The sequence below is a fragment of the Mesorhizobium sp. C120A genome (genome assembly GCF_030323105.1).
In the GTDB taxonomy this organism is placed as follows: Bacteria; Pseudomonadota; Alphaproteobacteria; order Rhizobiales; family Rhizobiaceae; genus Mesorhizobium.
On sequence record NZ_CP100476.1, the window covers coordinates 2,777,197 to 2,799,807 of the forward strand.

At 62.7% G+C, this 22,611-nt stretch carries 22 protein-coding genes; 16 read left to right on the forward strand and 6 right to left on the reverse strand.

Going from position 1 to position 22,611, the window contains the following annotated elements; genetic code table 11:
• Positions 1–43 precede the first annotated feature (43 nt).
• From NL532_RS13410 to NL532_RS13420, 3 genes are all read left to right on the forward strand, one after another.
• Positions 44–2,260 (forward strand): dipeptide ABC transporter ATP-binding protein, encoded by a 2,217-nt coding sequence (locus NL532_RS13410; protein ID WP_023729392.1) that lies wholly within the window; start codon positions 44–46, stop codon positions 2,258–2,260.
• Between the two features lie 142 nt (positions 2,261–2,402).
• Positions 2,403–2,630, forward strand: coding sequence for a hypothetical protein (locus tag NL532_RS13415; protein WP_023829221.1), 228 nt, complete (start codon positions 2,403–2,405; stop codon positions 2,628–2,630).
• On the forward strand, positions 2,627–3,064 hold the full coding sequence (locus NL532_RS13420; RefSeq protein WP_023682204.1) for a TA system VapC family ribonuclease toxin: 438 nt from the start codon (positions 2,627–2,629) through the stop codon (positions 3,062–3,064). Before NL532_RS13415 ends, NL532_RS13420 begins: the two co-directional genes overlap by 4 nt.
• Before the next feature lie 56 nt (positions 3,065–3,120).
• On the opposite strand, the gene NL532_RS13425 is transcribed toward NL532_RS13420, so the two are convergent.
• Positions 3,121–3,711, reverse strand: a complete 591-nt coding sequence (locus tag NL532_RS13425; RefSeq protein WP_023829222.1) for a transglycosylase SLT domain-containing protein — start codon at positions 3,709–3,711, stop codon at positions 3,121–3,123.
• Between the two features lie 216 nt (positions 3,712–3,927).
• On the opposite strand from NL532_RS13425, the gene NL532_RS13430 reads away from it, so the two are divergent.
• Complete coding sequence (locus NL532_RS13430; RefSeq protein WP_023829223.1) at positions 3,928–5,466, forward strand: trimethylamine methyltransferase family protein; 1,539 nt, start codon at positions 3,928–3,930, stop codon at positions 5,464–5,466.
• A gap of 78 nt (positions 5,467–5,544) precedes the next feature.
• Positions 5,545–7,986: a GcvT family protein gene (locus tag NL532_RS13435; protein ID WP_023682201.1), complete on the forward strand. Its 2,442-nt coding sequence runs from the start codon at positions 5,545–5,547 to the stop codon at positions 7,984–7,986.
• A gap of 113 nt (positions 7,987–8,099) precedes the next feature.
• Here NL532_RS13435 and NL532_RS13440 read toward each other — a convergent pair whose 3' ends face one another.
• Positions 8,100–8,492, reverse strand: a complete 393-nt coding sequence (locus tag NL532_RS13440; protein WP_023682200.1) for a DoxX family protein — start codon at positions 8,490–8,492, stop codon at positions 8,100–8,102.
• Between the two features lie 207 nt (positions 8,493–8,699).
• Here NL532_RS13440 and NL532_RS13445 point away from each other — a divergent pair, with 207 nt between their 5' ends.
• Positions 8,700–9,188 carry a hypothetical protein gene (locus tag NL532_RS13445; protein ID WP_023829224.1) on the forward strand — a complete coding sequence of 163 codons (489 nt, stop codon included), beginning with the start codon at positions 8,700–8,702 and terminating at the stop codon, positions 9,186–9,188.
• Between the two features lie 74 nt (positions 9,189–9,262).
• On the opposite strand, the gene NL532_RS13450 is transcribed toward NL532_RS13445, so the two are convergent.
• Entirely contained in the window at positions 9,263–10,039 is a 777-nt protein-coding gene (locus NL532_RS13450; RefSeq protein WP_023682198.1) for a VOC family protein, read from the reverse strand.
• Between the two features lie 194 nt (positions 10,040–10,233).
• On the opposite strand from NL532_RS13450, the gene NL532_RS13455 reads away from it, so the two are divergent.
• The 7 genes from NL532_RS13455 (at position 10,234) to NL532_RS13485 (ending at position 16,531) form a co-directional block, all read left to right on the forward strand.
• The gene (locus NL532_RS13455; RefSeq protein ID WP_023829225.1) at positions 10,234–10,953 is read left to right on the forward strand and encodes a gamma-glutamylcyclotransferase; all 720 of its coding nucleotides are present in this window, start codon (positions 10,234–10,236) and stop codon (positions 10,951–10,953) included.
• Between the two features lie 130 nt (positions 10,954–11,083).
• The gene (locus NL532_RS13460) at positions 11,084–12,439 is read left to right on the forward strand and encodes an NAD(P)-dependent oxidoreductase (protein ID WP_023829226.1); all 1,356 of its coding nucleotides are present in this window, start codon (positions 11,084–11,086) and stop codon (positions 12,437–12,439) included.
• A 5-nt stretch (positions 12,440–12,444) separates the two neighbouring features.
• The gene (locus tag NL532_RS13465) at positions 12,445–13,287 is read left to right on the forward strand and encodes a class I SAM-dependent methyltransferase (protein ID WP_023690824.1); all 843 of its coding nucleotides are present in this window, start codon (positions 12,445–12,447) and stop codon (positions 13,285–13,287) included.
• 12 nt (positions 13,288–13,299) lie between these two features.
• Complete coding sequence (preA, locus tag NL532_RS13470; RefSeq protein WP_023668204.1) at positions 13,300–14,613, forward strand: NAD-dependent dihydropyrimidine dehydrogenase subunit PreA; 1,314 nt, start codon at positions 13,300–13,302, stop codon at positions 14,611–14,613.
• 454 nt (positions 14,614–15,067) lie between these two features.
• Positions 15,068–15,586, forward strand: coding sequence for an RrF2 family transcriptional regulator (locus NL532_RS13475; RefSeq protein ID WP_023668205.1), 519 nt, complete (start codon positions 15,068–15,070; stop codon positions 15,584–15,586).
• 32 nt (positions 15,587–15,618) lie between these two features.
• Positions 15,619–16,077 carry a carboxymuconolactone decarboxylase family protein gene (locus NL532_RS13480; protein ID WP_023712065.1) on the forward strand — a complete coding sequence of 153 codons (459 nt, stop codon included), beginning with the start codon at positions 15,619–15,621 and terminating at the stop codon, positions 16,075–16,077.
• Between the two features lie 76 nt (positions 16,078–16,153).
• Complete coding sequence (locus NL532_RS13485; protein ID WP_023690828.1) at positions 16,154–16,531, forward strand: DoxX family protein; 378 nt, start codon at positions 16,154–16,156, stop codon at positions 16,529–16,531.
• A gap of 2 nt (positions 16,532–16,533) precedes the next feature.
• Here NL532_RS13485 and NL532_RS13490 read toward each other — a convergent pair whose 3' ends face one another.
• Complete coding sequence (locus NL532_RS13490; RefSeq protein WP_023829227.1) at positions 16,534–17,256, reverse strand: SDR family oxidoreductase; 723 nt, start codon at positions 17,254–17,256, stop codon at positions 16,534–16,536.
• Positions 17,253–18,092 carry an SDR family oxidoreductase gene (locus tag NL532_RS13495; protein ID WP_023687992.1) on the reverse strand — a complete coding sequence of 280 codons (840 nt, stop codon included), beginning with the start codon at positions 18,090–18,092 and terminating at the stop codon, positions 17,253–17,255. The genes NL532_RS13490 and NL532_RS13495 overlap by 4 nt, the downstream gene beginning before the upstream one ends.
• 99 nt (positions 18,093–18,191) lie before the next feature.
• Between NL532_RS13495 and NL532_RS13500 the strand changes: the two genes are divergently transcribed.
• Positions 18,192–19,064: a helix-turn-helix transcriptional regulator gene (locus NL532_RS13500; protein WP_023712061.1), complete on the forward strand. Its 873-nt coding sequence runs from the start codon at positions 18,192–18,194 to the stop codon at positions 19,062–19,064.
• A 10-nt stretch (positions 19,065–19,074) separates the two neighbouring features.
• Here NL532_RS13500 and NL532_RS13505 read toward each other — a convergent pair whose 3' ends face one another.
• Positions 19,075–19,716 carry a TetR family transcriptional regulator C-terminal domain-containing protein gene (locus NL532_RS13505; RefSeq protein WP_031203200.1) on the reverse strand — a complete coding sequence of 214 codons (642 nt, stop codon included), beginning with the start codon at positions 19,714–19,716 and terminating at the stop codon, positions 19,075–19,077.
• Between the two features lie 243 nt (positions 19,717–19,959).
• Between NL532_RS13505 and aptA the strand changes: the two genes are divergently transcribed.
• Entirely contained in the window at positions 19,960–21,288 is a 1,329-nt protein-coding gene (aptA, locus tag NL532_RS13510) for an omega-aminotransferase AptA (protein ID WP_023712059.1), read from the forward strand.
• A 69-nt stretch (positions 21,289–21,357) separates the two neighbouring features.
• Positions 21,358–22,608, forward strand: coding sequence for a Zn-dependent hydrolase (locus tag NL532_RS13515; RefSeq protein WP_023829228.1), 1,251 nt, complete (start codon positions 21,358–21,360; stop codon positions 22,606–22,608).
• Positions 22,609–22,611: the final 3 nt, after the last annotated feature.

The window sequence follows — 22,611 nt, forward strand, 5'->3', positions numbered from 1 at the left end:
CGGGTTTCGGCCCGCGAGCATGAAAATAGGATTGGAGCGACCCATGAATGAGGCAGTTCGAAATCCCGGCAACCCGACCCTTGGGCCAAGCGCTGCGCCGATCATCGAGATCGAGAACCTGTCGATCTCCTTCTTCACCCGCAAGGGCGAGATCCCCGCCGTCATGGACTTTTCCTGCACGGTGATGCCGGGCGAAGCCATGGGCATCGTCGGCGAGTCCGGCTGCGGCAAGTCGACCGTGTCGCTCGGCATCATGCGCGACCTCTCCAACATCGGAAAGATCGTCGGCGGCAAGATCAAGTTCCAGGGCAAGGACATGGGCGAGCTGTCCGACGAGGAGTTGCGCTCCATCCGCGGCAACAAGATCGCCATGATCTACCAGGAGCCGATGGCGAGCCTCAATCCGGCGATGAAGGTCGGCCAGCAATTGATGGAAGTGCCGCTGATCCACGACAAGGTGTCGAAGGAAGAGGCTTACAAAAGGGCGCTCGAAATGGTGCGCTCGGTGAGATTGCCCGATCCCGAACGCATGATGCGTTCCTATCCGCACCAGCTGTCCGGCGGCCAGCAGCAGCGCATCGTCATTGCCATGGCGCTGCTGTCGAAGCCGGCGCTGCTTCTGCTCGATGAACCGACGACGGCGCTCGACGTGACGGTGGAGGCCGGCATCGTCGAACTGGTCAAGGGGCTGGGCGAGAAGTTCGGCACGTCGATGATCTTCGTGTCGCACAATCTGGGCCTCATCCTCGAGACCTGCGACCGCATCACGGTGATGTATTCGGGCGAAGCGGTCGAGACCGGCAAGATCAAGGACGTGTTCGACCGGATGCGCCATCCCTATACGCAAGGGCTGTTCCGCTCGATTCCGCTGCCGGGCGCCGACAAGAATTCGCGGCCGCTGATCTCTATCCCCGGCCAGTTGCCGCTGCCGCATGAGCGGCCCAAGGGCTGCAATTTCGGCCCGCGCTGCCACCATTTCGTTGAGGGCGTCTGCAATGCCGCCGAAATCCCGATGATCGAGGTCGCCGGTCACGAAGGGCATTTCTCGCGCTGCGTGCGCTTCAACGAGATCGACTGGGAAGCGCTGCCTCCCGGCGCCAAGAAGGTCAATGAGAAGGTCGTGCCCGGCGCGCCGGTGCTCAAGATCGAGGATTTGAGAAAATACTACAAGGTCGGCGGCAGCGAAGTGTTCGGCTCCAGCGAAGGCCGCGTGGTCAAGGCCAATGAGACGATCTCGTTCATGGCGCGCGAATCCGAGACCGTCGCCATCGTCGGCGAGTCCGGCTGCGGAAAGTCGACACTGGCCAAGGTCCTGCTGGGGCTGGAGACGGCAAGTGCCGGCACAGTGACGCTGGGCAACAAGGAGATCCAGTCGACCGGCATCGAGAAGCGCAGCGTCGAAACGGTGTCGTCGATCCAGATGGTGTTCCAGAACCCGTTCGATACACTCAATCCCAGCCACTCCGTCGGTTCGCAGATCATCCGCACGCTGGAAAAATTCAAAGTCGGCAACAATGTCGCCGAGCGGCGCAAGCGCATGCTGGAGCTGCTCGACCTGGTGAAGCTGCCGCGGGCCTTCGAGACGCGCAAGCCGCGTCAGCTCTCAGGCGGCCAGAAGCAGCGCATCGGCGTGGCGCGTGCCTTTGCCGGCGATGCCAAGGTGGTGGTGGCCGACGAGCCGGTGTCGGCACTCGACGTCTCGGTGCAGGCGGCGGTGACCGAGCTGCTGATGGACATCCAGCGCAAGAACAAGACGACGATGCTGTTCATCAGCCACGATCTGTCCGTCGTGCGCTACATCGCCGACCGCGTCGTCGTCATGTATCTCGGCTACATCGTCGAGCAGGGCACGACCGACCAGATCTTCGCGCCACCCTATCACCCCTACACAGAGGCGCTGCTGTCGGCTATCCCGATCGCCGACACCAGCGTGGTCAAACGGCACATCGTGCTCGAAGGCGACATCCCGTCGGCGATGAACCCGCCGAGCGGCTGCCCGTTCCAGACGCGCTGCGGCTACAAGAAACTGGTGCCGGACAATCTGTGCGAGACCAAGGTGCCGCCGGTGAAGCATCTCGGCGATGGCCATATGAGCCTGTGCTGGCTGTCGGACGATGTGCTGGCGACGATGGAGCCGGTGATCAAGTTCGACAGGGAACACGCAGCGCATGAGGGCGTGCCGGAAGACGCACCGGATGGGATCGGCCCCGGTTTCGCCGGCGAACCGCCGAAGCGCCCGCATGGCAAGAAGCCGAGCTGACCAGCCATAGAGGCAATGCCGCTCGTTGGCGCATTGCCGCAGCTTCGCCATAGCTCAAGGAACGACAGCTACGTTCGCTTGAATATTGCTGTCCATTGCTTTATGTGATGCGTGATGTTTGATGCGCGGTAGGGAGCATGTTGTGAGAACCACACTTGCAATCGATGACGATGTCCTACTTGCGGCCAAGGCCATGGCGCGACAGCAGGATCGCAGCGTTGGCGACGTCATTTCCGATCTGGCTCGCCGCTCACTGCGCAGGCCCCCGACCGGCGGTGAACGCAACGGCATCCCCTTGCTTGCATCGCGGCCCGACAGCCCGATGGTCGATCTCGAAATGGTCAATGCGCTTCGCGACGAATTGCCGTGACCTTCCTGCTCGACGTCAATGTGTTGATTGCGTTGATCGATCCGGCTCACGTCGCGCATGAAGATGCCCATCGGTGGTTCCAGTCCACCGGGCATTTATCATGGGCAACATGTCCCATTACCGAGAATGGCGTCATCAGGATTGTAAGCAACCCGAAATACCCCAATTCTCCGGGTTCGCCCGCCGTGGTGGCGCAGATTGTCGGCAAGCTGCATGCCCTTTCAGGACATCAGTTCTGGCCTGACGAGATCAGCCTTGTCGGTTCCAACGACATCGATGCAGCCAGGATCCTCACCCCGGCACAGGTAACGGATAGCTATCTGTTGGGACTCGCCAAGGCGCGTGACGGCCAATTGGCGACGTTTGACCGAAAGCTGTCGACGGCAGCGGTAAAGGGAGGGAGGTCGATCCTCCACCTGATCCCAAGCGAATGAATGGCTGAGTTCCGCTTCGATCGCAAACTGCGTGGCTGCAAGACCGCTTGGCAACGTCAGCTGCCGCATTGCCGCAGCTGTTCGGCATAGTCGCGGGCCATCTTTTCGGTCGCCCTGGCGTAGCCCTGCACGCCGGCATCGCCACGGTTACCGCGGCCATAAGCGGTCCAGCCGAGATAGTAGGCGAGGTAGAGATTGTAGGTGTCGTCGCGGGCGACGCCGAACGTGTCTGATGTCTTGGAATGATACCAGCCGACGAAATCGACGGCATCGGCAAACTTGGTCCGCCGCGCCGCCCAGCTGCCGGTCTCGCTCTGATATTGCGACCAGGTGCCGTCGAGCGCCTGTGAGAAGCCGGTGGCCGACGAGACATGTTTCCACGGAATGAAGCCGAGCAGTTTGGTACGCGGCGGCCTGGCATTGCTCTTGAAGCCGGATTCCTTGCGCACCGTCGCCATCAGCACGGGGACGGGGACGCCGTATTTCTGCGAGGCGCGCTCGGCGGCCGACTGCCAGTTGTCGAACCAGCCGTCGTTCTGGTCGAAGACGGCGCAGACATCGTTGATATGGTTGGGTGGCGTCGCGCAGGCCGGCAAAGCCAGCAGCACGCCAACCGCTACAATTTTACTCAAATTCGAACTACGCATGGAAGACGAATAGGCCGAAATCATAAAGGGAATCTTGCGGCGTTTCTTAACGGCTTGCCGGCCCGGCTCCGCTGAGTGGGCCTGTATCATTATTCCGACCTTTTGCGTCGCCTCTGTCTCCATACGAATTCAAAAATGCCGCCTTGGCTAAAATCACGCCCGCGAAGGGCGGATTTCTGACAGCGATATCCGGATGCCGGCGCTCTGATGCCAGGCATGAATGAACCAAGACGAAAGCGCGGCGCGGAGCGAACCAGCAACCGGGGGCCTGCCGCCATCCCGCAACTTCCACTGCGGCGGGTGACCAATCCCTATCCGCCGATGGCGATGCTCTCAGTCGACCAGGTCGAAACGATCCACCAGGCGTCGATGCATATTCTGGAAAATTTCGGCATCGAGGTGATGTCTCAGCGGGCGCTGGCGCTGTTCGAGAAGGCGGGCGCAAAGGTCGACCATGCAACGGCGAACGTCCGCATCGACCGGGGCCTTGTCGCCGAGGCGCTGAAGACCACGCAGTCCAGCTACCGGCTGACGCCGCGCAACCCCGCCAACACCATTCATCTCGGCGGCAACACGATCAATTTCACCCTCGTCGCCGGGCCGCCCAATGTGCACGACACGGAGCGCGGCCGGCGCGCTGGAAACTTGCACGACTATGCCGATCTGACCCGGCTGGCTCAGCATTTCAACTGCATCCACATGCTCGGCAACCAGGTCTGCGCGCCGGTGGAACTGCCGGCCAACACCAGGCACATGGATACCTATTTCACCAATCTGACGCTGACCGACAAATCCTTCCATGTCTCGGCGATCGGACGAGGCCGGGCGCTGGACGGCATCGAGATGATGGCAATCGCGCGCGGGCTGACGCTGGACGAGATGCGCGATGATCCCGGCATCGCCACCATCATCTCGGTCAACTCGCCGCGCCGTTTCGACGAAATGATGGCCGAAGGGCTGATGACCATGGCCGAGTTCGGCCAGTCGGTGGCGGTGACGCCGTTCACGTTGATGGGCGCGATGAGCCCGGTGACGCTCGCCGGCGCCCTGGCGCAGCAGAACGCCGAAGCGCTGTTCGGCGTGGTGCTGACGCAACTGGTGCGCCCCGGTGCGCCGGTGATGTACGGCGCCTTCACCTCCAACGTCGACATGAAGTCGGGCGCGCCGGCCTTCGGCACGCCGGAGAACACCAAGGCCAATATCGCCTCGGGGCAATTGGCGCGGCGCTATTGTCTGCCCTACCGCACAACGCCGGGGTCGGCATCGAATGCGGCGGACGCGCAAGGCGCCTACGAGACGCTGATGGCGCTGTGGGGCGCTGTGCTCGGCCACGGCAACCTCGTCTATCATGCCGCCGGCTGGCAGGAGGGCGGGCTGACGGCATCGTTCGAAAAGCTCATCATCGATGTCGAGATGATCCAGCACATGATGGAATTCCTGCGCCCGATCGTCGTCGACGAGGCGGAGCTTGCTGTCGAGGCGCTGGGCGCGGTGCCGACCGGCGGCCATTTCTTCGGCGAACCGCACACGCTGGAACGCTATGCCACCGCCTTCTACCAGCCGATGCTGTCCAACTGGCAGAATTACGAGGCCTGGCAGGAAGCCGGCGGCCTCGACACCACGGCGCGCGCGACCCGGCTGTGGAAGAAGGCGCTGGAAGACTATGTCGAGCCGGTGATGGACATCGCCGTGCGCGAGGCGCTGGAGGCATACATGGCCAGGCGCAAGGAAGCGATCGGGCAGGGCGAGCCGTGACTTTTTCAGCGTCGGCGCGCGGCGCTGCCTTTCTGATTCACCTTATCTCCTCAACTCATTGATAACAGAGAAAAACTCATGAAATCGCATGCAAAGGTCGTGGTCATTGGCGGTGGCGTCGTCGGGTGTTCGGTGCTGTTCCATCTGGCCCGCCATGGCTGGACCGATGTCGTGCTGCTGGAGCGCGACGAGCTGACCTCGGGCTCGACCTGGCATGCGGCCGGCGGCATGCACACGATCAATGGCGACCCCAACGTCGCCAAGCTGCAGAAATACACGATCTCGCTCTACAAGGAGATCGAGGAGCTGTCGGGACAGGCGACCGGCGTACATCTGACCGGCGGCGTGCTTCTGGCGGCAACCGAGGCGCGGCTCGACTGGCTGCGCGGCGTCGTCGCCAAGGGGCGTTACCTCGGCATCGACCTCGAGGAGATATCGGCCAACGAAGCGGCCGAGCTGATGCCGCTGCTCGACCCGAAACAATTCGTCGGCGCCGTCCGCAACAAGGAGGACGGCCATCTCGATCCCTCCGGCGTGACGCATGCCTATGCCAAGGCCGCGCGGAAACTGGGCGCGGAAGTAGAGCGCTTCACCAAGGTGGAAGACATCGTCCGCCGTCCCGACGGCATGTGGCGCGTCATCACCAACAAGGGCGAAGTGGTGGCCGAGCATGTCGTCAATGCCGGCGGGTTATGGGCGCGCGAGGTCGGCCGCATGGTCGGGCTGGAACTGCCGGTGCTGGCCATGGAGCACATGTACCTGATCACCGAGGATATGCCGGAAGTCGCCGCCTGGAACGCCAAGACCGGCACCGAGATCATCCATGCCGTCGATTTCGATGGTGAGCTGTACCTGCGCCAGGAGCGCGGCGGCATGCTGATGGGCACGTATGAGAAGGCCAACAAGGTCTGGTCCGAATTCCAGACGCCGTGGAATTTCGGCCATGAACTGCTGGAGCCGGATATCGACCGCATCGCGCCGTCGCTCGAAGTCGGCTTCAGGCATTTCCCGGCCTTCGAGAGGACCGGCATCAGGCAGATCATCAACGGCCCCTTCACCTTCGCGCCGGACGGCAATCCGCTGGTCGGGCCGGTGCGTGGCCTTCCCGGCTTCTGGGTCGCCTGCGGCGTCATGGCGGGCTTTTCACAAGGCGGCGGCGTCGGCCTGGCGCTGTCCAACTGGATGATCGAGGGCGATCCCGGCGCCGACATCTGGGCGATGGATGTCGCGCGCTACGGCGACTGGGCGACGATGGCCTACACCAACGCCAAGGTGCGCGAGAACTATTCGCGCCGCTTCTCTATCCGCTTCCCCAATGAGGAGCTGCCCGCCGGGCGGCAGCTGAAGACGACGCCGATCTATGATCTGCTGTCGGCCAAGGGCGCGCAATGGGGCGTGTCCTATGGGCTGGAAGTGCCGCTCTGGTTTGCGCCCGAGGGTGTCAAGGACGAGTTCTCGTGGCGGCGGTCCAGCGATTTTTCCCATGTCGCCAATGAGGTCGCGACTGTTCGTGAGAGCGTCGGCCTGGCGGAGATTTCGAACTTCGCCAAATACAAGGTGACGGGAGGAGGGGCGGCCGCTTGGCTCGACCGGGTCTTTGCCTGCAAGTTGCCCAAGCCAGGCCGCATGACGCTGGCGCCGATGCTGAAGGATGACGGCAAGCTCATCGGCGATTTCACGCTGGCCAATATCGGTGCCACCAATTCCAACGGGACCGAGTGGTTCATCGCCGGCTCCGGTATCGCCGAGCAGTATCATATGCGCTGGTTCGAGGCGCATTTACCTGCGGATAGCTCAGTGCGCATGGAGGCGCTGGGGCAGAAACTGACCGGTCTGGCGATCGCCGGACCCAAGGCGAGGGAGGTGCTGGCGAAGGTCAGCCGCGCGGATGTCGCCAACACCGCATTCCCCTTCATGGCGGTCGCGAAAATGGACATCGGCACGGCGCCGTGCCTGGTCGGCCGCGTCAGCTACACCGGCGATCTCGGCTACGAGATCTGGGTGGCGCCGGAATATCAGCGCGCTGCCTTCCAGGCGTTGATGGCGGCAGGCGCGGAATTCGGCCTCGGCCTGTTCGGCTCGCGCGCGCTCAATGCGCTGCGGCTGGAGAAAAACTACGGCTCATGGGCGCGTGAATACCGGCCGATCTACGGGCCGCTGGAGGCCGGGCTCGACCGTTTCGTCGCCTATGGCAAGGATGCCGATTTCATCGGTAAAACCGGCGCTCTTGCCGAGCGCAAGCAGGGCGGCAAGCTCAGGCTGCGCACATTTATCCTCGACGCCGACGATGCCGATGTCATCGGCGACGAGCCGATCTGGTACGATGGCGCGGTGCGCGGCTGGGTGACGTCGGGCGGCTATGCGCATCACTCGAAGAAATCCGTCGCCATCGGCTATGTGCCGAAGGAGATCGCAGACAAGAGCGACGGCTTCGAAATCGAACTTTTGGGCAAGCGCCACGCGGCGCGCGTTCAGGCAGCGCCGCTCTTTGACGCGAACTTCGAGCGAATGCGCGCCTGAAGCGCTTCGGCTTCGCCGAGGCGCTTCAGATTCTTGTTTTGTGCAAGTCGTTTTTTGTGCAAGTCGTTATCCCAAAACCGCTGCGCACTTTTGGGCGACATGCATCAGGCGCGTCAGGTGCTGCGGCGGTTGTCGAGCGCGAAGGCGCCGGCGCCGGCAAACACCAGATAGAGGAAGATGAAGCAGAAGGAGATTGCCGCGTCGCCGCTGTTGTTGACCGGGAAGAAGTCGCGCGGGTAGTGCGCCATGAAATAGGCGATGGCCATCTCGCCGGCCAGAAGGAACGCGACCGGGCGGGTGAACAGACCGAGCGCCAGCAGGATGCCACCGGCGAACTCCAGGATGCCTGCCGTCGCCGTCAGGCCGGTAAGAGCGTGAGGCTCGGCGCTGACCGGAAAATTGAACAGTTTCTGCGAGCCATGTTCGACGAACTGCAGGGCTGTGATGATGCGCAGGACGCCGAGTGCCTGCGGCTGAAATCTGGCGAGACCGTCAAAAAGCTTCATCTAAACTCCATTTTTCCAACCATGTGGCCCGGCCATAAATCATCACCCGGCGCTGGACCATTCACTTCCCATGGCCTGTCATCAACAATCGGTGATTGCAATTATTTCCAGTCTGACTTCGAAATTTGCTCTCGTTATGGTTGCATAGATCTCGTTAAGGTTGTATATCTGCGAGTAGACACTCCAAACCAGACGGGTTCCTTCGCCATGAAAAAAGCCGCCATCAGCCTGTTCGCAATCCTCGCAAGCACCAGTTTCGCGATGGCCGCTGATGCTGGCTGCGATGCCTTCAAATGGCCGGTGACACGCGAGCAGGAACTGTTTCCGGCGGCGCCCGCCGCGCAGTCCGGTGCCTCTCTTGCTTTCGGCGAAGCCGCGGATATGGCGCTGGAGCCGGTCGATGCGGTCAGCTTCACGGTCTCACCGCAACGCGCGCCGGCAGCCGGCACGTTCGGCGCGACGGCAAACGTGGCCGTGCCACCGGAAGGAGAGCTCCAGATCAGCCTATCCGACGAGGCCTGGGTTGACGTCATTCAGGATGGCCAAGCCGTGAAATCAGCGGGTTTCAGCGGCGTGAAGACCTGCCCCGGCATCCGCAAGAGCGTGCGCTTCAAGCTGACGCCTGGCGCAGCCACGATCCAGCTCAGCGGCGCCAGGAAAGAGAACCTCAAGGTTGCTGTGCTGGCGCCAGAGTGACCGCCCCGGACGCGCCTCTCATCGCACCGGCGGCGCGATGAGAGCAGTTCCGTGCAGGCGAGTACCGGAGGGGATCAGCGGCCCGGCGCGATCAGCGCGAAATAAGCGCCTTGCGGATCGGTGAACTGGGCAATCCATTGGCCGGTCGGCACCGGCATCGGACCCATGACAATTTTGCCGCCATTGTCGGTGACGCGTTTGGCGGCTGCGTCGATGGCGTCGACATTGAAGTAGAACAGCCAGACCGGCACCGGCAGCTGTTGCGGCTTGTTCATGATGCCGCCGCCGGATTCAGGGCCGGCTGAGAAGGTCTGATAGATGCCCATCTCGCCGACGTCCATGCTACCGGCATCAGTCCAGCCGAACTGGCTGGAGTAGAAATCGAAGGCCTTCTGGCGGTCGGACGCATAAAGCTCGTGCCAGCCGACATGGCCCGGCGTCGTTGCCGGAAGGACGGGCTGGTCGGGACCATTGGGCTGCAGGAACATGAAGGCGGCGCCTTGCGGGTCGGCGACGACGGAGAAGCGGCCGACGCCGGGAATGTCGTCGGGTTCGCGGTGAACAGTCCCGCCGGCGGCTTTCAGTGCCTCGGTCGAGGCATCGGTATCGCTGGTGTGCACATAGCCGAACCAGGCCGGCTTCAGACCCGTCCTGGCTGCTTCCTCGGGCAGGGTCATCAGCCCGCCCACGCCACGCTCGGCGGAGTTCACCACGATATAGCGCGGCATGCTGGGCGCTTTGTCGAAGGGCTCGGCCCGCCAGCCGACCACGGTGGTGTAAAATGCTTGCGCCGCATCGAGGTCGCTGGTCATCAACTCGTACCAGAAGAAGGGCATTGGGGATTTCGGCATTTTCGGTCTCCTCACCTTCATGCATAGATCGTCGTCCGATCCATCAAAGGACGTTTTCAGCGACGCAAATCCGACAGCGAAGCGGAGAAAGTTCAACGGCTGCGTTGACACGTCGTTCCGCACTTCGGCCCACCGGCGGCTTGCACATGCGGCGGTTTTCGACTTTCCTTGGGCAAACGAGGGGTAGTCGTTTCATGCGCCTTATGTCGCTCACGCCTGAGCTTGTGTCACTGTGTCATCGCGAAGAGGTCGATCCCGGACCCGACTGCAGTTGGACGCAGCTGAACGATGAGGATTACCGGACCTTGGCCTTGCGGCTGTCTGAAGAAGCAGACGAGGGGCCTTTGTGGGTGTTCGCCTATGGCTCGCTGATCTGGAAGCCGGCTTTCGAATCCGTCGAACGCCAGCGCGCCACTGCTTTCGGCTGGCACCGCTCCTTCTGCCTCGACATGGTGCGCTGGCGCGGCAGCGTCGCGCAGCCGGGGCTGATGATGGCGCTCGAACGCGGTGGCCGATGCGACGGCGTCATCTACCGCCTGCCCGACGGCGACAAGCCGCAGCAGATCGAAAGACTGCTGCGGCGCGAGATCGACGATCATGAGAGTGTCAGCTCGGTCCGGTGGGTTCCCGTGCGCACCCAGCAGGGCCGGATACGGGCGCTCGGCTTCTGGGTCGGGGTGACGGGCAGGGGAACCTCGCTCGGGCAGCCGCTGGACAAGGTGGCGGGGGTGCTTGCCAGAGCCTGCGGCCATGTCGGCTCAGGCGCGGAATATCTCTACAACACCGTCAGCCACCTCGAGGAATTCGGCATCCGCGACCGCAATCTGTGGCGGCTGCAGCAACTGGTTGCCGACGAGATCCGGTCGATCCATGGCCGCTACGAGCTCCGGCCTTTCGCCCGTGCCATAGGCTGAAAGCCATAACATGAGTAGTCAAATCATATTATGGGCTAGTCTTTTCAATGGCTTGCGGCGAAAATTGACCAATTGATAAAAAAATAAAACGTGCTAGCCTTCCCCAAAACGAAAACGTGGGGAACTGACGATGCCAGAAGGCCAGTTCAAGGACGGCATTGCCGGCGGCCGGCTTGCCGCCGACCAGTACGCCGAGAATTTTTCCGACCTGCATCCGCCGCTCGATCACCACGAGGCGCTGGTCGAATCCGACCGCTGCTATTTCTGTTACGATGCGCCGTGCATGAATGCGTGCCCGACCTCGATCGACATTCCGCTGTTCATCCGCCAGATCTCGACCGGCAACCCGATCGGTTCGGCCAAGACGATTTTCGACCAGAACATATTGGGTGGCATGTGCGCCCGCGTCTGCCCTACCGAGACGCTGTGCGAAGAGGTCTGCGTGCGCGAGGTGGCGGAAGGCAAGCCGGTGCAGATCGGCCGCCTGCAGCGCTACGCCACCGATGTCGCCATGGCCGAGCACAAGCAGTTTTATTCGCGCGCTGAATCGACCGGCAAGTCGGTCGCCGTGGTCGGCGCCGGTCCGGCCGGCCTCGCCGCGGCGCACCGGCTCGCCCGCCATGGCCACGAGGTGACCATACTGGAAGCCCGCCCGAAGGCCGGCGGCCTCAACGAATACGGCATCGCCGCCTACAAGAGCATCGACAATTTCGCCCAGGCCGAAGTCGACTATGTCACGGGGATCGGCGGCATCGATATCCATAACGGCAAGGCGCTCGGCCGCGACTACCAGCTGTCGGATCTGATCCTGAATTACGATGCCGTCTTCCTCGGCATGGGGCTTGGCGGCGTGAATGCGTTGCGCACGGATGGCGAGGACGCCGATGGCGTTGTCAATGCAGTCGAATTCATCGCCGAACTGCGCCAGGCCAGCGATCTCTCGAGCCTGCCAATCGGCCGGCGCGTCGTCGTCATCGGCGGCGGCATGACGGCGATCGACGCCGCCGTGCAATCGAAGCTGCTCGGCGCCGAGGAGGTGACGATCTGCTACCGGCGCGGCCAGGAACACATGAACGCTTCCGAGTTCGAGCAGGATCTGGCTGCCGCCAACGGCGTCACCATCCGCCACTGGCTGCAGCCGAAGCGGGTCATCACTGAGGCCGGCAAAGTGTCGGGCATCGAACTCGAATACACCGCGATGAACGGCGACAGGCTTGCCGGCACCGGCGAGCGGCTTACGCTGGCCGCCGACCAGGTGTTCAAGGCGATCGGCCAGAGCTTTGTGCCGGCGGCACTCAACGGCAGCGGTGCTGCGATCGAACTCGAAGCCGGCCGCATCAAGGTCGACGCAGAAGGGCGCACCTCGCTCGCCAATGTCTGGGCCGGCGGCGACTGCATTTTTCGCGGCGACGATTTGACGGTATCGGCCGTCGCGCAAGGCCGCGATGCGGCGGAGAGCATCAACCGGAGTCTGGCACAGGGATAGAGATCATGGCCTCAGTGGAATCAGGCATCGCGCGTCACTACGACGTCTCGGATCTTGAGCAGCACATTCTTGCCGTGCTCGCCGATACCGGCGTGGAAATTGCCCATCTACGCGCTGGCGATCTCGAAGCGGTCGACGAGTTCCACATTGGCGGTATCGCCGCCACCAGGGAACTCATCGGCCAGATGGGTTTGAAGCCGGGGGCCAGGCTGCTCGACATTGGTTCCGGCGTGGGTGGTCCAGCCCGCTTCGCCGCCAACAATGCCGGCGCCGATGTCACCGGCATTGATCTGACGCAAAGCTATGTCGACATCGCGACCAGCCTGTCGAAGCGGGTGGGAATGGCCGACAAAGTCCGGTTCGTGCAGGGCAGCGCGCTGGACATGCCGTTCAGCAACAAAAGCTTTGATACGGCCATGATCCTGCATGTCGGCATGAATCTTCCCGACAAGAAAAAGCTGATGAGCGAGGCGGCGCGTGTGCTCAAGCCGGGCGGCGTCTTTGCCGTCTACGATGTGATGCGGCTCAAGGCAGGTGCGCTGACCTATCCGCTGCCATGGGCATCCGACGAGAGCATGTCCTTCGTTGCCACGCCCGACGACTATCGTTCGGCTGCCGCCGCCGCGGGGTTCTCTGTAACCGCCGAGCGCCCTCGTGGCGCCTTCGCCATCGAATTTTTCGACACGATACGGGCGCGCATGGCTGCGGCGCAGGCGGAAGGAAAAAAGCCGCCGCCTGGCGTTAATCTTATCATGGGCGAGAACGCCGGCACCAAGATCGCCAATCTCACCCCCGCGCTTAAAGGCGGCATTCTCGCACCCGTGGAAATGCTCCTTCGTCTCGGTTGAAAGGGACCTGTCATGGCAGACATCCGCAACAATTTCGTCGGCATCAAATCGCCCAATCCGTTCTGGCTGGCTTCGGCGCCGCCGACCGACAAGGCCTACAATGTCATCCGCGCCTTCAAGGCGGGCTGGGGCGGCGTCGTGTGGAAGACGCTGGGCGAAGAAGGTCCGCCGGTGGTCAACGTCAACGGCCCGCGTTATGGCGCGATTTGGGGGGCCGACCGGCGCCTGCTCGGCCTCAACAATATCGAGCTGATCACCGACCGCGATTTGCAGGTCAATCTGCGCGAGATCAAACAGGTCAAGAAGGACTGGCCCGACCGCGCCATCGTCGTCTCACTGATGGTGCCATGCGTCGAGGAAAGCTGGAAGGCGATCCTGCCGGTGGTCGAGGAGACCGAAGCCGACGGCATCGAGCTCAATTTCGGCTGCCCGCACGGCATGTCGGAACGCGGCATGGGCGCGGCTGTCGGCCAGGTGCCTGAATACATCGAAATGGTAGTGCGCTGGTGCAAGGCCAACACCCGCATGCCTGTCATCACCAAGCTGACGCCGAATATCACAGATGTGCGCAAGCCGGCGCGCGCCGCACTCTCCGGCGGAACCGACGCGGTGTCGCTGATCAACACCATCAACTCGATCACCGGCGTCGACCTAGACAGTTTCGCGCCGCAGCCGACCATCGACGGCAAAGGCTCGCATGGCGGCTATTGCGGCCCGGCGGTGAAGCCGATTGCCATGAACATGGTGGCCGAGATCGCCCGCGATCCGGAAACGCGCGGCCTGCCGATCTCCGGCATTGGCGGCATCACCACCTGGCGCGATGCGGCTGAATTCATGGCGCTCGGCGCCGGCAATGTGCAGGTGTGCACGGCGGCGATGACATACGGCTTCAAGATCGTGCAGGAGATGATCGCCGGTCTCGAAAACTGGATGGACGAGAAGGGCCATGCCTCGCTCAACGACATTGTCGGCCGCGCCACGCCCAATGTTACCGACTGGCAGTATCTCAACCTCAATTACATCGCCAAGGCGCGTATCGATCAGGACGCCTGCATCAAATGCGGCCGCTGCCACATCGCCTGCGAGGACACTTCGCACCAGGCAATCACCAACATGGTCGACGGCGTCAGGCATTTCGAGGTGATCGAGGCCGAATGCGTCGGCTGCAATCTGTGCGTCAATGTCTGCCCGGTCGAGAACTGCATCACCATGGAGCCGCTGGCCGCCGGCGTGATGGACCAGCGCACCGGCAAGCCGGTGTCGCCGGTCTATGCCAATTGGACGACACACCCGAACAACCCGATGGCCAAGGTGGCTGCGGAGTAGACTTGGGTTCCTCGCCCCGATCGACGTCTACGTTGTGCACTCATCTTCTGTGACTGGTCGGCGTGAGGGCTTGGTTGCCACGTGGTTCCCCCAATCCGTCGCTGCTTCGCAGCGCCGCCTTTCCTCCCTCCGGAGGGAAAGGAAGGGAGCTTTACTGGACGAACGTTGGACGGCAAAAAACTTGGCGCCGTTCCTCTCCCCCGTCGATCGGGGGAGAGGTGGCTCGGCGAAGCCGAGACGGAGTGGGGGTCGATCAGCGCAATATAAGACAATGCATGCGCCAAGCCGCCATACACGCTATCGCCACAGACCAGCCGCCCGGAAATGTGTGCAGGCCGCAGACCGGGATGCCCAAGTTCTGTGAAGCCATTGCTATATGTGAATTTCCGCATTTCCCTATTGCAGATAAAATTTATCTAGGATAAAAGATATCCATGAATAGGAGCGCAACATCGTGAAGCTGGGCGAGGGTGTAGAAGCGGCCATCCATTGCGCGGCCACACTGGCCAGCGTGGAGGGCAACAGCACGATACCGGGTGCTGCTTTGGCAGAGTCCTTCGGCCTGTCGCCGAGCTATCTGCTGAAACATCTGAACCAGCTGACGGCTGCGCGCATCCTGGAATCGGTGCCGGGACCGGCGGGCGGCTACCGGCTGGCGCGTCCGGCCGAGCGCATCACGCTGCTCGATATCGTGCTTGCGGTCGAGGGTCGCGAGCCGGCCTTCCGCTGCGGCGAGATCCGCCAGCGCGGCCCGGTCAAGATCGATGCTTCGGCCTATGTGAAGCCGTGCGGCATCAATGCCGCGATGCTGAAAGCCGAGCGTGCCTATCGCGCGGCCCTCGCGGAAACCCGGTTGTCCGACATCGTGGCTGACTACAAGGCCGAAGGCGATCCGCGATCGTTTGCCGCCAGCTGTGCCTTTGTGGCGCGCCATCAGCGGCCGCAGAAACCCGCTTCGACCAAACAGATTTAATCCCCCGCCAAACAGATGTGAAAGGAAAGACGATGAAACAGAGACTGCAATTCTTCGCCAAGGCGCCTGAGATCATGAAAGCCGTGTCGGCGCTCAACAAGGCGGTCGACGAATGCGGGCTTGAAGTGAGCCTGCTGCATTTGATCAAGCTCCGCGCCTCGCAGATCAATGGCTGCTCCTACTGCGTCGAGATGCATAGCCGCGAGGCGAGGCGCGATGGCGAAACCGAGACACGGCTCTATCTGGTTTCGGCCTGGAAGGAATCGCCGCTGTTTTCCGAGCGCGAACGCGCGGCGCTTGCTTGGACCGAGGCAACGACCCTGATCGCCAACAATGGCGTTTCGGACGAACTCTATGCCCGCACGCTAGAGCACTTCTCGGAAGAGGAACTGGTCAAGCTGTCGGTCGCGATCGGCATGATCAACACCTGGAACCGGCTCTGCATCCCGTTCCACGCCATTCACCCGATGCCGGTTGCCAAAGCAGCCTGACCGTCCGGTTAGTCATGGAGCGCCGTGGAAAGGGCGGCGCTCCACCTGTTTCATGCTTAAGTACGGGGAAGATTTCATGCCTGTCGATTTGCCTTCGACCCTGTTGTTTCTCGGCCGCCTGTTGCTTGGCGGCGCCTTCGTTGTCGCGGGACTGCGCAATGTTCAAAACGAGGCGTTCCTGACCGGGCTGATGGCCGCGCGCGGCGTGCCGCAGGCGAGATTGGCGTTGTGGGCCGGCATCGTCCTGCAGACCATTGCCGGCGCGCTGGTGATGGCCGGCCTGTGGACCGCGATCGCCAGTGCTGTGCTGGTGCTGTTTCTCATTGTCGCGACGCCGATGTTCCACAATTTCTGGGACCATCAGGGCCCGGACCGGGCCTCGCGCATCAACGGCTTCGTCGGCAACGTCGCCCTGGCCGGAGGCTTTCTCACGCTGATCGCGCAGTCGCTGTAAGGTCACGCCGCGAAGCGCAAACCGCCGTCGCAGGTCAGCACCTGGCCGGTCATGAAGCCGTTGGAGACGAGAAAGGCGATTGCGCCGGCGACGTCTTCGGCGCGGCCGATCCTGCCCACCGGGGTTTTGCCGGCATATTCGCTGAACACCGCCTGCCGCTGGTCTTCGGCCAGAAAATCCCACCATGGCGTGTCGATGACGCCGGGCGCCACGACGTTGACGCGCAGAGGCTTCAGTTCGACCGCCAGGATCGGCACCACCGTCAGCAGCATGCCGTTGACGGCGGCAATGCCAGCCACGCCGGGCGCCGACAATTGTGCCGACACCGCCGAGATGAAAGTGACCGATCCCGATCTGTTGAGCGTCGGTAAGGCTGCCTGCAAACAGGACAGCTGCGGCCTGACTTTCTCGTCGACGCCGCCGGCGATGTCTGAGAGGTCGAGGGTTTCGAACCGCCCAAGTCCCTTGCCGCCGCTGGCAGCCAGCACGAGGTGATCGAACGGTCCGAGTTCCCCAAAGAACTGGCGGACTTCGTCCGGCTTCGAAGCATCGAAGGCAGCTTTTTCGGCGGCGCCGCCGAGGCTCTTCCAGGCGCTGGTGAGCTTGTCCTGGTTTCGTCCGGTGATGGTCACCTTCATGCCTGGGCCCAGCAGTTGTCGCGCCGTTGCCAAGCCGATGCCGGATGAGCCGCCGATGACGACCGTGTGTTCGATCTTGCCGGTCATGAATGCTGTTCCTTCGATTTTGCGGAGGCTTGGCCGACGAGGTCGAGGCTCAGGGTTCGCAATTGCTGTCTGGCCTTGGCGTCATAGGCTTGTGCGTTGGCGCGGGATTCCTTTTGGCCATCGAAATAGAGGCCACTGCGGCCCTCCAGGGCGGGCGATGTCGCGAGGTTGAGAATGGCGTCGGCGCCGGTCTCGACCGAACTCCATGGCGTCACGCCGGCCTGGCGGACCATGGTGGTGTTCATGTAGCTCGCCGGATGCAGAGCGTTCACGGTGACGCCGCTGCCTTTCAACTCTCCGGCCAGGTCGATGGTGAACAGGATCTGCGCCAGCTTGCTCTGGCAATAGGCGCGCACGCCGTCATAGGAACGTGTCAGCATGACATCGCCGAAATCGATCGCCTGCTGGCCGGCCGAGGCGACGTTGATGATGCGCGCCGGCGAACTCGCCTTGAGCAGCGGCAGCAGTTCCGAGGTCAGCAGGAAACCGGCGAGATAGTTGACCGCAAAGCGCAGTTCGAAGCCGTCGGCGCTGAGCTGTCGCTTGGCGCCGGCCGTGCCGATGCCGGCATTGTTGATGAGGATGTCGAGCCGGTCGGTTTTTGCGCGTACGGCCTCGGCGAGGCGGCGGACCTCGGCTAGCGAGGCGAGGTCCGCGGCGAGGAACTCGGCTTTGCCGCCGGCGGATTCGATTTCTGCGACGGCTGCCTTGCCGCGAGCCGCGTCACGGCCATGCACCAGCACGCGCGCGCCGCCGGCGCCCAGCCTTTGCGCGACGACACGGCCGACGCCATCGGTCGAACCGGTGATGAGGATTGTCTTGTCTTTCAGATCCATATTCAGAGCCTCCATCTCTCTGGATGGAAGATGGGGCGCCTGACGCAGCCCAAACAGTTCAAACTTTATCCTGGTATCAATACTGCTATAATAGCTCTCATGGATGCTATCACGCACTCCGCTGAAGACAGCCGCCGGCGCGAGCTTGGCGCCTTCCTGCGCTCGCGCCGCGAAAGATTGACGCCGTCCGCCACCGGCATCGCGACCGGCCTGCGGAGACGCACGCCAGGCTTGCGTCGCGAGGAAGTGGCGATGATCGCCGGCGTCGGCACCACCTGGTACACATGGCTAGAGCAGGGGCGCGAGGTCAGACCCTCGGTGGAGGTGCTAGCGGCGCTCAGCGAAGCGCTGCGCCTCGACGCCGTTGAAAGGCGGCATCTGTTCATCCTGGCAGGCCGCCAGCAACCGGAGAACCGCGTGGCTGCGCCGGAAAAGGTCGATGGCCCGCTAATGCATATGCTGGAGAGCCTGGTGATGCAGCCGGCCTATGTCGTCGGGCGGCGCTGGGATGTGCTGGCCTGGAATCCGGCGGCGGTAGCGGTGTTCGGTGATTATGGCCTGCTAGAGGGCGACGCCCGCAACATCGTCCACATGGTGTTCACCAATCCGCATCACCGGCGCCTGCTGGTTGACTGGGAGCAATTGGCGCGCACCGTGCTGGCCTCGTTCCGGGCGGAAAGCGCCCGCTATGTGGGCGATGCGGATTTCGAGCGGCTGATCGTGCTTATGACGCGCTCAAGTCCGGAGTTTCGCGACTGGTGGCCGCAACGCGACGTGGCACGCCGATTGTCGGGGGTGAAACATGTCCGACATCCGAGAGCCGGCGCCATGACGTTCGAGCATATGAGCCTGTCGATCGACGACGGCTCGGACATGAAGCTGATCGTCTACACGCCGCTGGCCGAACAGAATTCGATCGAGAAGCTGCAGAATTTGCTTGAGGCGATGCCGGCGGAGCGCCGCAGCGCCTGACGCCCAAAGGTCAGCCCTTCGGCTTCAGCCCATCAATGAACAACTGCTCCAGAAACCGCGCCGCATCCTCGAAGCGGCCGTCGCCGCCGCGATCGGCGCCGAGCACGGCACGGACCTGGACATCGAAATCGGCATAGTGCTGCGTCGTCGCCCAGATCGAAAAGATCAGGTGCCAGGGATCGGTGCGGGCGATTTTTCCCGCGCGCATCCAGCCCTTGATGACGTTGGCCTTCTCGTCGACCAGTGTCTTCAGTTCACCCGCCAGCAGCGGCATGATGCGTGGCGCGCCTTGCAGGATCTCGTTGGCGAACAGCCGGCTCTCCCTGGGAAAATCACGCGCCATTTCGAGCTTGCGCCTGATGTAGCTCCTGAGCTCGGTCAGGGGATCGCCGATATCGTCGAGTTCGCGCAGCGGCGCCAGCCAGGTCGCCAGCAGCCGCTCCATCAGTGTCTCGTGAATGTCTTCCTTGCGGCGGAAATAATAGAGCAGGTTCGGCTTCGACATCCCGGCGGCCTCGGCGATCTGGTCGATGGTCGAACCGCGAAAGCCGTTGGCGGAGAAGACTTCGAGGGCTGCCTCCAGGATCAGTTCGCGCTTTTCCTGCTGGATGCGGGTGCGGCGAGGGGCGGAGCCTTCCACGGCGTTGGTCATGTGGCCGAGCCTTGGTCGCGCGGGTCATCTGGACCAATTCTCTGGACCAGTTTTTCTCTTACCCGTGGAGCGCACTTCGGAGGCCGCATTTCCGCTAGTAATCCCTTGACCGCCGACAGGGCGGTGCTAACGTTTGTCCAATCGGTCAAAAATTTGCGTAGCATGAAAACGCAGCAAAGACCAAGCTTTGGAAAGACCAAGCGTTAGCCGCACCGAAACAGGTTACAAGGGGAAGTCTTGGTCATGTCCAACCGGCTGAAAGTCACGCCGAACGATCTCAGCGCATTCTGGATGCCGTTCACGGCAAACCGGCAGTTCAAGCAGGCGCCACGCATGTTCGTGTCCGCCAAGGACATGCACTACACCACCAGCGACGGCCGCAAGGTGCTCGATGGCACCGCCGGCCTCTGGTGCGTCAATGCCGGCCATTGCCGTCCCAAGATCACCGAGGCGATCCAGCACCAGGCGGCCGAACTCGACTATGCGCCGGCCTTCCAGATGGGCCACCCCATCGTGTTCGAGCTGGCCAACCGCCTGGTCGATCTCGCGCCCAAGGGCATGGACCATGTCTTCTTCACCAATTCCGGTTCGGAATCGGTCGAAACGGCGCTGAAGATGGCGATCGCCTATCACCGTGTGAAGGGCGAGGGCGCGCGCACCCGCCTGATCGGCCGCGAACGCGGGTATCACGGCGTCAATTTCGGCGGCATCTCGGTCGGCGGCATCGTCACCAACCGCAAGATGTTCGGCACGCTGCTCGGCGGCGTCGACCACATGCCGCACACGCATCTGCCGGAAAAGAACGCCTTCTCCAAGGGCGTGCCGGAATATGGCGCGGAACTCGCCAACGAGCTGGAGCGCATCGTTGCCCTGCATGACGCCTCGACCATCGCCGCCGTCATCGTCGAACCGGTCGCCGGCTCCACCGGCGTCATCCTGCCGCCGAAGGGCTATCTGCAGAAACTGCGCGAGATCTGCACCAAGCACGGCATTTTGCTGATCTTCGACGAGGTCATCACCGGTTTCGGCCGTCTCGGCGCGCCGTTCGCAGCGGATTATTTCGGCGTCACGCCCGACATCATGACCACCGCCAAGGGCGTCTCCAACGGCGTCATCCCGATGGGCGCGGTGTTCGTGAAGAAGGAAATCCACGACGCCTTCATGACCGGCCCCGAGCACATGATCGAGTTCTTCCACGGCTACACCTATTCGGGCAATCCGATTGCGTGCGCCGCGGCACTCGGCACGCTCGACACCTACAAGGAAGAGGGCCTGCTCACCCGTGGCGAGGAACTGGCGCCCTACTGGGAAGATGCGCTGCATTCGCTGAAGGACGAGCCGCATGTCATAGACATCAGGAATATCGGCCTGATCGGCGCGATCGAACTGGCGCCGATCGCCGGCAGCCCGACCAAGCGGGCCTTCTCGGCCTTCGTCAAGGCGTTCGAGCGCGGCGCGCTGATCCGCACCACCGGCGACATCATCGCGCTGTCGCCGCCACTGATCATCACCAAGGGCCAGATCAACGAATTGATCGACCATGTCAGAGAAGTGCTGAAGGCGATCGACTAATCTATCCAGCCAGTCGGGCGGCGGCGGGAACCGCCGCCCGGTTGGTTATATGAAATGAGAGGACTTTGAATGGCCGCCCCGGGCGAGAATCTGCGAATCAATTCAGACCGTTTGTGGGATTCCATCATGGAGATGGCGAAGATCGGCCCCGGTATTGCCGGCGGCAACAATCGCCAGACCGTGACCGACGAGGACGGCGAGGGACGGCATCTGTTCAAGCGCTGGTGCGAGGCGGCCGGGCTCGAAATGGGGCTCGACGAAATGGGCACCATGTTTGCCCGCCGGGAAGGCGCTGATCCCAGCCTGCCGCCGGTTTATGTCGGCAGCCATCTCGACACGCAGCCGACCGGCGGCAAATATGACGGCGTGCTCGGCGTGCTCGGCGGGCTGGAGATTATTCGCTCGCTTAACGATCTCGGCATCCAGACCAGGCATCCGATCGTCGTTACCAACTGGACCAATGAGGAAGGCTCGCGCTTTGCCCCGGCGATGATGGCGTCCGGCGTGTTCGCCGGTGTGCTCGATCAGGCGGACGTGTATCAGCACACTGATAAACAGGGGAAAAAGTTCGGCGAGGAGCTGGAGCGCATTGGCTGGAAGGGAACCGAGAAGGTCGGCGACCGCAAGATCCACGCCTTCTTCGAACTGCATATCGAGCAGGGGCCGATCCTCGAGGACGAAGGCATCGACATTGGCGTCGTCACCCACGGCCAGGGCCTGAAATGGCTGCAGGTAACGCTGACCGGCAAGGAGGCGCATACCGGCTCGACGCCGATGCCCAAGCGCCGTAATGCCGGTCTAGGCATGGCGCGCGTGATCGAGCTGGTGCATGAGATCGCCATGGACTACCAGCCCGACGCCGTCGGCGCGGTCGGCCACATGGAGGTGTTTCCGAACTCGCGCAACATCATTGCGGGACGCACCGTCTTCACCATCGACATCCGTTCGCCCGAGAAGGAAGTGCTGGACGCTATGGATGGGCGCATACGCGAAGGCATCGACACGATCTGTGAGGCGCTCGACATCCAGTACAAGGTCGAGCAGGTCGGCGCTTTCGATCCGGTCACCTTCGATGCCGGCTGCGTCAAGGCGATCCGCGACGCAGCCGAACGGCTCGGCTATTCCCACCGCAACCTCGTCTCCGGCGCCGGCCACGACGCCTGCTGGATCAACCGCGTCGCGCCGACCGCTATGGTGATGTGCCCCTGCGTTGACGGGTTGTCACACAACGAGGCCGAGGAAATCACCAAGGAATGGGCCGGCGCCGGCGCCGACGTGCTGTTCCATGCGGTGGTAGAGACAGCGGGGATCGTGGCGTGAACT

Excerpts from the sequence above, each read along its gene's own strand:
- NL532_RS13410 (WP_023729392.1), top strand. The coding sequence starts at position 44 with ATGAATGAGGCAGTTCGAAATCCCGGCAACCCGACCCTTGGGCCAAGC.
- NL532_RS13425 (WP_023829222.1), bottom strand. The coding sequence starts at position 3,711 with ATGCGTAGTTCGAATTTGAGTAAAATTGTAGCGGTTGGCGTGCTGCTG.
- NL532_RS13430 (WP_023829223.1), top strand. The coding sequence starts at position 3,928 with ATGAATGAACCAAGACGAAAGCGCGGCGCGGAGCGAACCAGCAACCGG.
- NL532_RS13435 (WP_023682201.1), top strand. The coding sequence starts at position 5,545 with ATGAAATCGCATGCAAAGGTCGTGGTCATTGGCGGTGGCGTCGTCGGG.
- NL532_RS13440 (WP_023682200.1), bottom strand. The coding sequence starts at position 8,492 with ATGAAGCTTTTTGACGGTCTCGCCAGATTTCAGCCGCAGGCACTCGGC.
- NL532_RS13445 (WP_023829224.1), top strand. The coding sequence starts at position 8,700 with ATGAAAAAAGCCGCCATCAGCCTGTTCGCAATCCTCGCAAGCACCAGT.
- NL532_RS13450 (WP_023682198.1), bottom strand. The coding sequence starts at position 10,039 with ATGCCGAAATCCCCAATGCCCTTCTTCTGGTACGAGTTGATGACCAGC.
- NL532_RS13455 (WP_023829225.1), top strand. The coding sequence starts at position 10,234 with ATGCGCCTTATGTCGCTCACGCCTGAGCTTGTGTCACTGTGTCATCGC.
- NL532_RS13460 (WP_023829226.1), top strand. The coding sequence starts at position 11,084 with ATGCCAGAAGGCCAGTTCAAGGACGGCATTGCCGGCGGCCGGCTTGCC.
- NL532_RS13465 (WP_023690824.1), top strand. The coding sequence starts at position 12,445 with ATGGCCTCAGTGGAATCAGGCATCGCGCGTCACTACGACGTCTCGGAT.
- preA (WP_023668204.1), top strand. The coding sequence starts at position 13,300 with ATGGCAGACATCCGCAACAATTTCGTCGGCATCAAATCGCCCAATCCG.
- NL532_RS13480 (WP_023712065.1), top strand. The coding sequence starts at position 15,619 with ATGAAACAGAGACTGCAATTCTTCGCCAAGGCGCCTGAGATCATGAAA.
- NL532_RS13485 (WP_023690828.1), top strand. The coding sequence starts at position 16,154 with ATGCCTGTCGATTTGCCTTCGACCCTGTTGTTTCTCGGCCGCCTGTTG.
- NL532_RS13490 (WP_023829227.1), bottom strand. The coding sequence starts at position 17,256 with ATGACCGGCAAGATCGAACACACGGTCGTCATCGGCGGCTCATCCGGC.
- NL532_RS13495 (WP_023687992.1), bottom strand. The coding sequence starts at position 18,092 with ATGGATCTGAAAGACAAGACAATCCTCATCACCGGTTCGACCGATGGC.
- NL532_RS13500 (WP_023712061.1), top strand. The coding sequence starts at position 18,192 with ATGGATGCTATCACGCACTCCGCTGAAGACAGCCGCCGGCGCGAGCTT.
- NL532_RS13505 (WP_031203200.1), bottom strand. The coding sequence starts at position 19,716 with ATGACCAACGCCGTGGAAGGCTCCGCCCCTCGCCGCACCCGCATCCAG.
- aptA (WP_023712059.1), top strand. The coding sequence starts at position 19,960 with ATGTCCAACCGGCTGAAAGTCACGCCGAACGATCTCAGCGCATTCTGG.
- NL532_RS13515 (WP_023829228.1), top strand. The coding sequence starts at position 21,358 with ATGGCCGCCCCGGGCGAGAATCTGCGAATCAATTCAGACCGTTTGTGG.